The sequence below is a fragment of the Pseudoalteromonas spongiae UST010723-006 genome, from assembly GCF_000238255.3.
GTDB lineage: Bacteria > Pseudomonadota > Gammaproteobacteria > Enterobacterales > Alteromonadaceae > Pseudoalteromonas > Pseudoalteromonas spongiae.
The window spans coordinates 967201-980772 of record NZ_CP011039.1; the positions used below are offsets into that span (position 1 = coordinate 967201).

Here is a 13572-nt window from a genome sequence, read left to right on the forward strand (position 1 = left end):
CATTTAATGTGGTATCGAGCATTTTCTTCTGTGCTGCTTGTATCGAGCTTATTCGTTACAGCTAACAGTTTGGCGATTGAACGGGTGCGTTTAGCGACGCACCAAGTTTACCCATATCATTATGTTGAGAACGGTAAAGTTTATGGTGATGTCATTCGCCAAGTAAAGTGTGCTTTTAATCGCATGGAAACGCCGTTTAAAGCAGAGTTTAGTGATTGGGTTGACGTTGAGTTACGACTGCGTACTGGCCAACTTGATGCTATTTTTGCTGTGGCTAACAGCGAAAGGCGAAGTGAATTTGGTGAGCTTTCTATCCCGTTGGCACAAAAGCACCTTTATTGGTATTTTACAGGCCCTAAAATTAATGTCGCGACAACTAACCCGCTTTATCAAAAATATAAAGTGGCTGCTGATTTTGGCTCAGACGAATGGTTAACCTTAAAACGCCAAGCATATAACGTACAGAAAAAGCCGCGTGATGCCGGAGAGTTGGTGCAATTGTTAGTGAGCCATGAAGTAGACGCGATATTGCTGGATGAACAAGAATTTAGTTATGAATTATCAAAGCATAATTTGCAAAGTACTCGCTTTTCGCGTCAGCACTATGGGAATATAGCGCTTGGTGTATTGTTTTCTAAGGCTTTTTTAAATGAGCATCCGACGTTTTTACAATCATTTAATACTGCAGCGTCTAATTGCCTGGTGCAGGATACGGGGAACTAACTCATGAATTCGGCAATGTTACAAGTGACAGAGTGCCCCGAAGACGTTCGCTTATTATCTCGCATGGCAACTGTCACCGAGGCAGGCGTGGCGTTAGGTGGATCAATTGAATGTGATTTAATTTTACCCGCAGTTGATGCAAACCAAGACGCGGGCGCTATTTACTTTCGAGTTTCGCCTGATGTGACAACTGGTCGTTTTAAACTGCTGACTAAAGTTGAAGGGGTTGCGGTTAACCAACGAGCACAAATTGCCAATTCGTCTGTTACTTTAAGTGACGGTGATGTGATAGCGGTTAATGGTTACACCCTATTATTTTCGGCCGACACGGATATGCAAACTGAATCAATCAACGATTCAGACAAGGCGAATAATGCCACGAGTGATTTTTATGACACGGTTTCGAATGTTGAATTTGATGCCAGTAATATCTTTGCCGATCTTGAAAGTGAACTTGATCAAGTGGCTGAGCATCAATCAAAAGAGGATGAGTTCGTTGATTATCATGCTTATCAGGAAGTTGATGTATCAAGCCAACAAGGAGCTTATTCTCATACGGTTGAAAAGAAGTTAGATAAACTTTTAGAAGTGTCACAAAATCCATGGATTCAGCAAAAACAATTGCTTATGATGTTGGATGATGTTGTTGAGCAGTTTATTAAAGAGTTTGATCCTGAGATGATTGAAGAGATGGTTGGACCGCCATCACGCTGGAACAACAAACAGTGGGTCGCATACAAGAATTATTATCAGCGAAAACAAAATGAAGGGCATTTTAAACGTCAGTTTAAAGCGCTATTAATAGAATGCATGCAAAAATAATTATATTAATAATAATCGCTAGTTTATTTGGTTGCTCGAGCAACGATTTATTGAAGCGTTTTTCTCTGCCTATTCAGCTAAAACTGGAGACCAATGAAAAACTTAATTGGTCAAATAATACCGCCAATCCAGTGGCGGTTCGCTTGTATCAGCTTGAAAAGTCAGATCGCTTTATGCAAAGCGACTTTATTACGCTATTTAATGACGATAAATCAGTGTTGGCTGAGCAGCTGATAGAGCGTCAAAGGTGGTATCCTGTGATGCCGCAAACCTCAGAGTTTAAGACCATAGAATTGTTGCCAGGTGTGCGCCATTTAGCTGTATTAGTTGAATTTACAGACTATCAAAAAAGTGCAGCAAAAGCCTTGATTACATTGCCAGAGGATTTATCGAAAGACACGGTTGTTTGGTTGGGAATTCAAGGCAGTACAGTGACCTTTAATGTGGTACCACAACCAAGTTGGTGGGATAGTCTATTTAGCTGGGGAGCAGCATAATGAATAATAAAATCGTTTGGCGCGATGGCACCTTTTTGTATCCTCAGCACTTTCAACAGATGGATGCGCATTTAGAAGGCGTAATACAGAATTATAGCAGGCTGAAAACCGGAGAGTTGACGCCACATTGTGGTTTAACCCGTTTAAAAATAAATGAAGGTTTGCTTAATCTTGGGCAGTTTTCAATTCAAGCATGCGAAGGCATTTTACCAGATGGTCAATACTTCAATTTAGAAAGCGAGATTGCTTTGCATATCCCTGAAGGTACGGTTGACCAAATGGTTTATTTAACCGTACCAATTATGTTGGTTGGCAATGATAGCTTTAACAATCAGCTTGCAACATCTCGCTATCGAACACATTTCTCTAAAGTGTTTGATTTCACCTCAAGTGAACAAGCTGAGCTTGAAGTTGAACATGCGTCACTTAATATCACCTTGCAACTCGAAGAAGATAACTTAGATGGCTTCGTTAAATTAGCCGTTGGCAAAGTGTTAGAGGTTAATGGTAACGGAGAAGTGGTGATTGACCGCGCGTTTATTCCTGACTGTCTTAGCTTAGGAGCCGCGGATATTTTGCTTGAACGAATTAAAGAGCTTGAGACCTTAGCGAATGCAAAAGCGAATCAGCTACTTGCACGTTTAAACGCAACGATTGAAACGCAAACGGGTAGTGTGTTGTTTAAAGAGCAACAACTTCTTTCTTTGATCTATCACTGGTTGCCATGGCTTGAAGCGACACAGCGTACACAGCACTACAAGCTGGGACGTTTTTTTTATGAATTAAAGCAATTCGAATCGGCATTACTGAGCGCTGATTTTGAACCGCGCACATCGTGGACACCGCTGACATTTGAAAACTTGTATCACCAATTTCATAGTGTGATATCACGAATAAAAGACAAGCTTTCAATCAATCAACAGCAAAATGTAATTGAGTATTTATGGGATAAATCGCTATTTGATAGCAGACGCATGCTATTGGCAAAGATTAAGCAAGTAGAAGTGAGGCAAGCACAACGGGTGATTATTGCGGTATCTTCTGAGGCCAATATTGCCAAAGAAGTATTTGAAACCGGTTTCAAACTGGCGGGCAATAAATCCATTGTTGAATGCATAAAAAATGCAACGCAAGGGGTAAACGTTACTGCATTGCCATTTCCGCCACCTGAGTTAAAAGAGCGTGCCAACACCAGCTATTTCCAAATTGATTTAAATGATGTGCTGTGGCAAAAAGTGCTTGATAACAAGGAGATGCTCGCATTACATATTGATGCGCGTATTTATGTTGAAGACGTTAAATTATTTTTAATTAACTAGTATGCAAATAGCCAGTTATACCGTTAACCAGTTTTCATTAGTTGATGAAAAAAATACTGCACTTAAAGATCTGTTCAATGAAATTGAATGGCAAGGTGAAGCGTTATTGCGTTTGAGTTTACCGTTTTTGCCGATGATTGATGCGGTTGCGTCACTCGATGAAGTAAATTCGCTTGATAACTTGCGCGATAAGTTGGTAACGGAACTTAAAGCGCTAAAGCGCCGTGGCCGCGATGAAAATATAGCGCCAGCACTGCTTGATAAACTGTGTTTTGTTTGGGCTGCGTTTTTTGATGAGCGCATCAGCTATGAATGTAAATTAGATACAACTCAATGGCAAAATAACACGCTTGTGAGTCAATTGTTTGGTATTCGTAACAGCGGCGAAACCTTTTTTAGTTTACTCAAGCAGCTAATGGAGTTTCCAAAAAAGCATATTGAGCTTATTAAAATTTGCTATTTGTTGTTACAGCTCGGCTTTAAGGGCAAGTTTAATAACCAGCAGCAAGCAGAGCTTAATAAAATTATTGCTGATGTAAATTTTGCAATTACTGAACTAGGCGCATTTAAAGAACAAAACACGGTTTCGCCATTAGCAAACGTTGAGCGAAAATCTCATATTAGTTATGGCTTATTTAAAGGCGTTTCTGCTACGTCTTTTGTTATTTTTATTGTGTTCTTAATGCTCGCTGGATTGATCTCTTACAATGTTTATGTCGGCAAAATATATCAAAGCCAACATCATGAATATGATGAAATGGCCAAAAATACCTTTGCCCATTTGCAACAGTTAAAACATAAACCAATCTCAATTGAAAATGCGCAATTTACCGTTAAAGAAAATAACCAAAAGCCAGTCGTGACAACCGCGCCAATTACACTCGCACCTGAAATACAGCCTGACTCCCAAGTTGATACAGCAACTCAATATTTTGTGCAACTTGGTGCATTTTATGAGCGCTCACGCGCGCTTGCTTTGCAACAAAAGTGCGGCAATGAAGACTATCAAACCGTGATCGAAGATGACGGTGCGCGCCATCGAGTAGGCTTTATTGCCGACGGCTTCACCTCGGCTAAAAAAGTGAGCGCATATTTTTCAAGTTTATGTCGCGTGTCACCTTTTATTAAGGAGTACCAGTGAGCCGTTCATTAGTGCGTCTATATAGCGGCGCAATACTTATTATAATTGGTATAGTGCTGGCGATACTTAATGCTATTTTTCATTACTCAAACACCTTGTACTGGGCATGTATTGCAATTGCCCTAGTAGGTGTTTTGATTATTACACTGCCAACTATCAACCAAGCTTTACTGCGCGGTGTACACAAACGTAATCAATTTAAGCAATACTCGCGTCTTATTCGCGGCGCACAAAAAAAATTAAAACTGAATGCCAATTTATATCAAACAGCCTGGTATTTAGTTGTGTCTGAAGAAAGTGTGGGTGAAAGTTTTGCCCAGTTTAACCGTGTTAAATTGTCTTATATGCCCCCTGATATTGCACTTTATCATGTTAAAGGGGCACTAATTTGGCATGTAACAGCTAAAGACAACGTAACCCGTGAAAACTTTTTTGCATGGCTTAATTTTGTTAGACCTAAACAAGCATTAAATGGCGTGTTATTGCTAACGGATGCGTTTAGTCTGATTCAACGTTCACAGAAAACCAAGCAAGACTTTTTAAGTGATGTTAAAGCCCAACTTGAATCAATTTATATTCGTAACGGCATTCAAGTGCCATTGCATTTGTTTTTGTGTGGCGTTAACAAACTGGACGGCTTAGCTGAAAGTCTGCACCAGCAAACGGACATTGATGACTTATCTTTCTATTTGGCCGATCAAACAACGGGTGTGCAACACTCCTTATCGCATGCCTGTGATGAGCTGTTTAAAAAGTTGTTTATTAACAATATTCATCAAGTTTCACTGCAGCTAGATGACGAATTCAAGCGCAAACAGCTATTAGGTTCAATGCAACTCCAATATGTAAAACTTTCTGTTGAAGGCTTTATCGAAGATTTGCTCGACTTTAATGGCTTGGAATCGCCATTTACGTTAACAAGTTTTCATTTGGTTGAGTCTGAATCAAGTGAGTATCGGGTCAATTTAGCCACAGCGCACACCTTGATTGAAGTAAATCAAACGATGCTACCGGTTGTACGAGACGCAAATTTAAAACCGCGCGCAGAATTAACTAAAACCTTTGCGGCGCAAGTATTACCACTGTCGAATTCAGCGCCAACAAATAAACGTCGCGTTGTTAAGCACTTTGTAAAGCAAGTTGGCATGTTTTCGGTAGGCTTAACGATATTTTCTGTGGCAGCTTGGATTGGTTGGCAGGCATATATTTACAACGAAACGCTACATCAAGAATTTGGTGACGTTCATCAGCAGTATCGTACAGAGCTTGATAATACCCAGTTCGATATCAACGACCCTGAATCTATTATCGAGCCACTTACAGTGTTACGACTAGCCTACGCAAAGTTTGATACCGAGCAACATAATCAGCCGTGGTTTGCATTACCAGTGCTGGCTTCAATTGAGCGCGAGCGTCACTATACAGAGCTTTATCAAAAGCAATTAAGTCTGGCATTGCAACCGACCTTATTAAAGTACCTTGAAGAAGAGTTATTTGTTTATCTAGAGCTCGAAGACTATTTAAAAGTCATTAATATTAAAGATGTTTATGAGTCTTTTGCTAGTGGTTCAAATAAACAAGTTGTTGCGAATTATGTTGCGCAGTCATTAAAGCAGGGTGGTATTTTGGATGAGGTACAAACTCAGAATTTTGTTGCACTAATAGAAGATTATTATCAACTGGGTTATGAAAAGATCGACACCAATGACAAATTATTAGCGATTGTTGATAGTCAGCTTGCAATGCAAGACACGAATCAATTGATGTATGAATATATAAAGCGATTGCCTGAATTTTCCCGTTTAATTGATATTAGAACATCTTTATTTGGTGATGAGGCAACGCAGACGCAGCTGTTTCAGTTAAACGGTGATGATGCAAGCTTCTTAGTGCCTCAATTGTTTACACCTGCAGCGTTGCAACAGCTGTCATTTATTCCTGAGTCGGCGTTTATGCAACAGTTGGTGAAAGACAATCATGGCTTATTCAAGTCATCGCCATCGCAACGTGAGCTTACCCGTATTGGTACTTACTTAAAGTACCAGTTTATTAATGATTACATTAGCTTTTGGCGGCAGTACTATCAGCAAATAACACTTGTTGATGGCTTAACATTAAAGCCAATGTTAAATGCGTTAACCGAAAAACAAACTTCCCCATTAGTGCAGTTGTACAGCACGCTGCGCAGTTATATTAATATTCCACCTGTCGAAGTGCCGACGTTTGAAGATCCGCAAAGCGCATCGAAAGCGCCGAAAAAATTAGCCGCAAAAGCAAAAAAACTCGACAAATTAGCGAGCTCGGCGAATCGTTTATTAAATAAAGAGCAGCAATTAGCGATTGCAAAGGCTGAGGAACACAATGAAATTAGTGAAAAGGTGGCTCACGCGTTTTCACAAAACACGCTGATCATCGCAAAGCGTGAAGATATTAGTAATGAATACCAGTTGCTTGTTAAAGAGTTTACTGAGTTGAAAAAGTGGTTAGCAAAAGCAGATAACGATGTAGTACCGGGCTTAACTTACTTTAAACAATTACAAACTGAAAACCGTTTTGATGCCTTTTCAGGGCTGTGGCTTGGCAATTATTCAGAGCCTGTTGTGGCTGATTTAATCGACCTCGTACTTGTACAATCAGCAAATCATATTGAAGAAAAAGTATCGGCTTATTTGCAACAAACTTGGCGAGACAGCGTAATACAGCCATACAACAGCACGATATCACCGTTTTACCCGTTCAATAAAGATGGCACAGATTTATCGCTGACAGCGCTGAGAAGTTATTTCGCCCCAGGCAGTTCGGTAAATAATTTTAACGATAGCATATTGAGTCACTTCTTAAACGTTGGTAATCAAAAACAGCTCGCTATTTTTGATAAAGATACTGTAATAACGCTCAATAGCGAAGTAGAGCAGTTTATGAGTCAGTATATTGCGTTACAAAAACGTTTGTACGGCCGTAATAATGACCTTCAAGTAGCTGTTACCGTGTCGGCGAGAAATATGTCGCCAGAGCTCAGTGCATTTACACTACAATCGGGTGAGCGCTCATTGCACTATACTCATGGCCCTGAAATCCCGAAAACATTTAGCTGGCCTAAAGAGTTTACTGAGTCAAATTTAACAATCACGTTGACAGATTTAAACAATCAAAAGCAGCAACTGAATTACCAGGGAAGCTGGGGCATTTACCGCTTTATCAGTGAGCATCAAACTAGCACTAATAGTGAATTGCTAAGCATTAATTTTAAAAATAAACAAGGTGTTGCGATCGCGATAAAAGGTATTGATGATAATAGCAGTATCTTAAATCCACTGTTTTTTACAGAGCTCACTATACCCGCAACGTTATTAAAATAAATAGCGTGAAATAAGAGAAAGTTATGGATACGTATATTGCAGGCGAAACCAGTTACCTTGTTGCTAAAACCGAGCAAGGCAAAGAGTATAGACTCAGTAGCTGCAAGGTTAATGATGTTTTAAACACTAGTTTTTCCATCACAACGAATATTATCACTGATGGTGAAGACGTATTTGAGCAACTTGGCAAGTCGCTATCGATCACTTGGTATCAAGATGTGGCGGGACGTCCAAATACGCTGTTGCAATACAATGGTTATGTTACCGAGGTTCGCGAACTCGAAGCCAACGCTGAATCTATACGAAGCTTTGAGGTTAGTTTATCTAGCTGGCTTTCACTGCTGCAATTTTGTCGTACCTATCGCATTTATCAAGCGCAAACAGTTAAAGACATTTTATCCGACATTTTTGATAATGCGGGTTTTAAAGGTGCGTATAAATTTGGCGCTATGCCATCAACAAAAAACGAGTACTGTACGCAATTTAACGAAACGGATTATCAGTTTGTTACTCGTATTATGGCTGAAGCGGGGGTTATTTTTTACTTTACCCAAGACGAGGGAAAGCACACGTTAGTGGTACAAAACGCAAGCGCCCCTTTTTCTGCAAATAGCCTTGCGAAGTTTGACCATACCTTAACTAAGTCTGCATCAAACTTACTCATGAGCAAGTTTGAACCTGAGCAAAAGCTAATTGCAAAAAGCATTTCGTTATCGGGTTACAATTACGATAAGGCAAAAACCGAGTCAGGTTCTGCACAGGTTTCATCAACATCTATTGCAACCTTTACGAATAAAAAGTTAGAGCACTTTTCATTATCGTCTGACAAAGGGGATTACAGTGACAGCACTACCTTGGTGAAGCAATTAAGCGACTCTCAGCAAAGTGAATCGCAAAATATTGTGATGCTAACGGATGCAAATATTGTCACTGTAGGTACCAGTCTGTCAGTGAAAAATCACCCCAATACACAATGGCAAGGCGACTACAATGTGCTGGCATGTCATCATGATATTGAAGTATCACAAAGTAACCTCAGTACTAGTTACCAATGCCGTGTTACATGTCGCTCACCTAAATTACCGATTACACCGAAATACCCTGCAAAACCCAGAAACACCGGCATAACAAATGCCATCGTGGTTGCTGACAGTGGTTCATTTGATAGCAAAGGTGAAATTAACCAAGATAAAGATGGTCGTATCAAAGTGCATTTTTTATGGGATGTGAGCGATTCAAAATCGACCAGTTGTTACCTAAGGGTCATGCAGCAAACGGCAGGTGTAAATGCCGGTATGCAGTTTATTCCGCGCATTGGTGATGAAGTGTTAGTTGACTTTATCAATGGCGATATTGATCAGCCGATTGTGATTGGCAGTGTTTATAACGGAAACACCCAGCCACCTTATGCCCAAAAAGATGCGACGCAATCGACCATTAAAACAGGGCTGGCAGATGATACTGCACATGAAATTTGTTTTGATGATAAAAAGGGTGAGGAGAAGTTATCACTTACTTCGGGTAAAGACTTCGCTATTACAGTGGCGAATAACGCAACAACCTTAGTAAACGCTGAAGATTCAGTTACCATCAAAAAGACGCAAACCACATCTATTGAAGATTCTCAAACGGTTACGGTAAAAAATAATTACACGTTAAAAGCCGACAAAATAACCTTGGAAGGCGATACTCAAATTGAGCTAAAAGTGGGTAGTAACAAAATTACGATTAGCAGCTCAGGGGTTAAAATAGACGCGTCGAGCATTGAGCTTAAATCGAGCCAAGATACTAAAATTTCTGCAATGAATTTTACTACATCAAGTAATGCTTCAACTAAAATTAGTGCTAACGCAAATGTTGATATAAAAGCGACGGCACAAGCGAACCTTGAAGGTACCGCGGGAGCAAATGTTAAATCGACTGCAATTGCTAAGCTAGAGGGCACCGCAGGGGCGCAGGTAACATCAACAGCAATGGCAAAACTCAGTGGTGCTGCGATGGCAGAAATTACCGGTGCACTGGTTAAAATAAATTAAATAATCACAATGAATATAATTACCGATGCAATTGTTAGTGAACTAAAACAACCTAAAGTCAGTGTGATATTGGCTAAATACCAAGCGTCAGATAATGCTAAAGCGCTATTACACCCCAATCCAGATTGGCAGCCTAATATGGCAGTCTCACAGCTTGTTGAGAATGACTTACCACATGATGCAATTCAATTAATTGCGCACGGTTTACCGGTAATGACAGCAATACGCTGGGGACTAAGTGTTTTATCTAACAATGACCGGATCGCCGCTGAAAATGCCGCTATTTTAGAGTGTGTTGCAAACTGGTTGAGTTCACCTAATGAAACCATGCGAATTCGAGCTCAGCAGTTAGCTGAACGAGTAGGGTTGGATACCGCGGCTGGATGGTTAGGCTATGCTGTATTTTGGTCAGGCACTGGCTCGATTGTCGCGCCTGAACTACCGGTTGTGATGCCACCGGATAATATGGTTGGTCACGCTATTAATGCAGCGATATTATTATCCTTGGTGGAAAAAAAGATTGTTCAAGTTGAATAAGTGTCTGATTCGCGATTAAGAGGGTAACTATGAGTACATTCACACTGTTTTTTTGTGGTACCTCGTCAAATGCGAGAGATTACAACAAGAAAAATATCTTCCACCAAGGGGAGCTTGTTAGTTCTTTGGCCCAACACGCAGCAGGCATTGAGTATAAAGATTATATGATTGTAGATGGTGTTGGCAGTGGAAATGAGACCGAATTTATCAAGTTCAGCAAAAGCTACTATGGTGGCGCTTTGGCGCCTATTTTTGGTTCAGGGATAGCCAGTAATATGCAGCACGCTTTAGCCGTTGTATTGGGTTTTCCATTTTCACAAGGAAATTGCGAAACGCGAAAGCGAGCACAAAAACTACTAATTGACAGCAAACCCGCTAAATATTCCCATGGTGGCTTTGGTGTGCTTACGAAAAGTACTACTCCTGCTTATGATAAGTGGTTACAGCAAGCCGTTGAGCTGAGTGATGATCTACAAGCACATATGAGAGCATTGGTTACACGTATTCAAACGGCTCGAAAAAATGCACCGATTACGCAATTAAATTTGATTGGATGGAGCCGAGGTGGTGTAAGTTGTTTTGAGTTTGCCAATTTACTAAACAAACATTCGCTGGCAAAAAATATTAAGGTAAATGTTTTTGCACTTGACCCTGTACCAGGGGGGGTAAACCCATTTAAAGACTACAAAAAACTCGGCGGCAATGTTGCGCATTTTGTTGGGGTCTTTGCTGAAGATGAACGCTCTACAGGATTTAAAGCGCGTATGCCTGAATTACATAAGAAAACAAAATACTACACAACATTTATGCCGGGCAGACATGGCACATTGGTAGGCAACGCGGCAGAGGATGGTCAACAGCAGCCTATTAAAAATACCATGTTGAGTAATCCGGGTTACGTTACGAGAGACTTTGCGTATAAAACACTTACTAGTTGGGGATGTCAGTTTAAGGCAAATAGTTTTGCTGCACTGACTAAAGAACAATTGCTAGGTTGCTATCAGATTATTCTGGCTAAAGAGGTAGAATATGCCAAAATGCAAAGTAAATCCTATACTAAATTGACCAACGGCTGGTTTGGTAAAATAGATGCAATACAGCGTATAAAATCAACTAATCCTCAACAGCTTAAGACACTGTTTTTAGGTTTAGCACAACAAACAAAATACAAACAAAATGACCTCGTTAATCGCCATCATTATGACGTATTGATGGGTAACTCGTTTGTGGTAAAGGGTAATCTATCTGCATTTCCTGTTAACACTGGATTGTAGTTGATATCAAATAGCTCATTGGGCTAGACATTCTGCCGTTTGGGTTTATATTCAATTAATTAAAAAGCTTAATAATAAAAAATTATATGTCTCTATCTCGCGCTCTGAACCTGGCAGCTAGAAAGGTTGGTAAAGTTTTACATGTAGTAGATACCACCAATTACAATAAGCTGCGTCGACTAGATGAAATTATGAAACGGATCAACTCGTTTCGTTCAAACAAAAACCGCTCATTTCTGAAAGCTATCGATAAACTTACTAAAGAAGTCGGCAGCATTGAAGAGTTTAAAAAGAAATCCATGGACAGTTTGGATAACTTTGAGTGGTTGTTCTACCTCAGTGACAATCAGTGGGAGAGTTTTTGTTTTCAGTGGCAACAAACCAAACAACTTATTATTCAGCACCGTCAAAGTAAATTAAGTGAAAAAGATGTGCGTTTGCTGTTTGATACAGTACAAGGCCCATACAACAGTAAAATTCAGTGCTTTTTACAAACCTATAAAGGTCAAAAGGCAGTTGCTGACTATGGCAAGCTCACTGACTATTTTAAAGATGTCGCCTATGGACAACTCATTCATCACCCTTTACCAAAAGAGAATACCAAAGACGATGTTGAAAAACTGATTTGGCAAATGCTTCAAGCACTAAAAGAAGATTTTCGAGAGATTGGTCTTATCATGAAAAAACAAATGCTGATTTTTGCTAAAACTCAGTTAGAAGTAATGAATGGTGGCACTAATTTAGAAAACTTTGATATGGATAAGTTGGACCAGTTGGTGCCAATAGCTAAACGCGCACGTGAACAGCAGGTTATTATTAATCGCTCCGGCTGGATGACTCCGCTTAAAGATATTTATAACACCTATAAAGTAATCGGGTTAATTGATAAAGAAACGCGGAACCAAGGTGCGTTTGACATGGGCTTTAGTGGCAAGGCTAACAGAGCTAAGTTGCTCAAATATACGCAAGAGTTAACAACAGGTATTTTGTCAGCAGTAACCGCAACTGTAGCGACAATAGCGTCCTTTGGCGCAACCATTATTTTATGTGTATTTCGCTGGATAAAAGTGTTTGATGTGTTGTCTTCGTTTGCCACATTAATCCACAGCTTCGTTAAGGCTAAAAAGCAAAACCCCCAAGTAGATTTAACACAGTTAGATTTCAGAAAGCTCAGCACTCGAACAAAAACAGGTCAGATTGTAATGAATACCATTTCAATTGCATCAGGTGGTTTCAGCGCTGGGCTAGATACGTTTGATATGGTGACCAAGACTGGGAGTAGCCTCAATTCAGTGACGCAAGTGACTTACAAAACGGGCAAAGCTATTTGGGACACTAAAAATACGGTAAAAAATATTAAAGAATACAGTGATAAAACAAAGTCACCGGATCAAGATGCAAAAGAAATAGAGCTGTTAAAGGCCAAGGCAAACTTTGTTAAGCGACTGAAAAGTGTTGAAGAGGTTGATTTTACTTTCAACGATCCATTAAAAGACAACACTGAACTTAAGCGTAAAGTGGCAGCGGCAAAGTCAGATTTGAGAAAGTTTATGGATAAAATGGTTGCGTGGGCCAAAAAAGCACTGAGTTATCTGGTTAAAATCTTAACTAAGTTGATTAAGTTTGTGCTAGCTGCACTTATTGTTTTAGTAAACGTAGTAGGCGTTTTGATTGCAGGTATTGTGTACCTGTTTAAGCGTTTTTGTGAGATTTTAGGGTCTTCAATAAAAGGCTTTGTATCTCGAGCAAATGAAGACATCAAACAGGGGTTGACCTATCTGAAGAATAAATTAAAGGCAGAAATTCGAAGTATTGACTTGCGGTTAAAACAAGTGCAAACGGTGTCATCACCATTGTAGTGTCA

Annotated in this window: 10 protein-coding genes; all 10 read left to right on the forward strand. The window is 39.9% G+C overall.

Going from position 1 to position 13572, the window contains the following annotated elements:
* The first annotated feature begins 6 nt into the window (after positions 1–6).
* The 10 genes from PSPO_RS04570 to PSPO_RS04615 all read left to right on the forward strand — a co-directional run bounded on the left by PSPO_RS04570 (position 7) and on the right by PSPO_RS04615 (position 13567).
* Positions 7–723, forward strand: a complete 717-nt coding sequence (locus PSPO_RS04570; RefSeq protein WP_010560605.1) for a substrate-binding periplasmic protein — start codon at positions 7–9, stop codon at positions 721–723.
* Between the two features lie 3 nt (positions 724–726).
* Positions 727–1545, forward strand: a complete 819-nt coding sequence (locus tag PSPO_RS04575; RefSeq protein ID WP_010560604.1) for a hypothetical protein — start codon at positions 727–729, stop codon at positions 1543–1545.
* On the forward strand, positions 1530–2042 hold the full coding sequence (tssJ, locus tag PSPO_RS04580) for a type VI secretion system lipoprotein TssJ (protein ID WP_010560603.1): 513 nt from the start codon (positions 1530–1532) through the stop codon (positions 2040–2042). Before PSPO_RS04575 ends, tssJ begins: the two co-directional genes overlap by 16 nt.
* Entirely contained in the window at positions 2042–3361 is a 1320-nt protein-coding gene (gene tssK / locus PSPO_RS04585) for a type VI secretion system baseplate subunit TssK (protein ID WP_010560602.1), read from the forward strand. The genes tssJ and tssK overlap by 1 nt, the downstream gene beginning before the upstream one ends.
* Before the next feature lies 1 nt (position 3362).
* Positions 3363–4502 carry a DotU family type IV/VI secretion system protein gene (locus tag PSPO_RS04590; protein ID WP_010560601.1) on the forward strand — a complete coding sequence of 380 codons (1140 nt, stop codon included), beginning with the start codon at positions 3363–3365 and terminating at the stop codon, positions 4500–4502.
* Positions 4499–7861 carry a type VI secretion IcmF C-terminal domain-containing protein gene (locus tag PSPO_RS04595; RefSeq protein ID WP_010560600.1) on the forward strand — a complete coding sequence of 1121 codons (3363 nt, stop codon included), beginning with the start codon at positions 4499–4501 and terminating at the stop codon, positions 7859–7861. The genes PSPO_RS04590 and PSPO_RS04595 overlap by 4 nt, the downstream gene beginning before the upstream one ends.
* 23 nt (positions 7862–7884) lie before the next feature.
* A complete protein-coding gene (locus PSPO_RS04600) occupies positions 7885–9897 on the forward strand; it encodes a type VI secretion system Vgr family protein (protein ID WP_010560599.1) in 2013 nt (670 codons plus the stop codon).
* A gap of 9 nt (positions 9898–9906) precedes the next feature.
* On the forward strand, positions 9907–10434 hold the full coding sequence (locus PSPO_RS04605; protein WP_010560598.1) for a DUF6931 family protein: 528 nt from the start codon (positions 9907–9909) through the stop codon (positions 10432–10434).
* Between the two features lie 29 nt (positions 10435–10463).
* Complete coding sequence (locus tag PSPO_RS04610; protein ID WP_010560597.1) at positions 10464–11708, forward strand: hypothetical protein; 1245 nt, start codon at positions 10464–10466, stop codon at positions 11706–11708.
* A gap of 191 nt (positions 11709–11899) precedes the next feature.
* Positions 11900–13567 carry a hypothetical protein gene (locus tag PSPO_RS04615; RefSeq protein WP_148665226.1) on the forward strand — a complete coding sequence of 556 codons (1668 nt, stop codon included), beginning with the start codon at positions 11900–11902 and terminating at the stop codon, positions 13565–13567.
* Positions 13568–13572: the final 5 nt, after the last annotated feature.

What these genes read in the sequence shown, in the direction of transcription:
- PSPO_RS04600 (WP_010560599.1), top strand. Translation starts at nt 7,885, where the DNA reads ATGGATACGTATATTGCAGGCGAAACCAGTTACCTTGTTGCTAAAACC.
- PSPO_RS04590 (WP_010560601.1), top strand. Translation starts at nt 3,363, where the DNA reads ATGCAAATAGCCAGTTATACCGTTAACCAGTTTTCATTAGTTGATGAA.
- PSPO_RS04570 (WP_010560605.1), top strand. Translation starts at nt 7, where the DNA reads ATGTGGTATCGAGCATTTTCTTCTGTGCTGCTTGTATCGAGCTTATTC.
- PSPO_RS04605 (WP_010560598.1), top strand. Translation starts at nt 9,907, where the DNA reads ATGAATATAATTACCGATGCAATTGTTAGTGAACTAAAACAACCTAAA.
- tssK (WP_010560602.1), top strand. Translation starts at nt 2,042, where the DNA reads ATGAATAATAAAATCGTTTGGCGCGATGGCACCTTTTTGTATCCTCAG.
- PSPO_RS04610 (WP_010560597.1), top strand. Translation starts at nt 10,464, where the DNA reads ATGAGTACATTCACACTGTTTTTTTGTGGTACCTCGTCAAATGCGAGA.
- PSPO_RS04575 (WP_010560604.1), top strand. Translation starts at nt 727, where the DNA reads ATGAATTCGGCAATGTTACAAGTGACAGAGTGCCCCGAAGACGTTCGC.
- tssJ (WP_010560603.1), top strand. Translation starts at nt 1,530, where the DNA reads ATGCATGCAAAAATAATTATATTAATAATAATCGCTAGTTTATTTGGT.
- PSPO_RS04615 (WP_148665226.1), top strand. Translation starts at nt 11,900, where the DNA reads ATGAAACGGATCAACTCGTTTCGTTCAAACAAAAACCGCTCATTTCTG.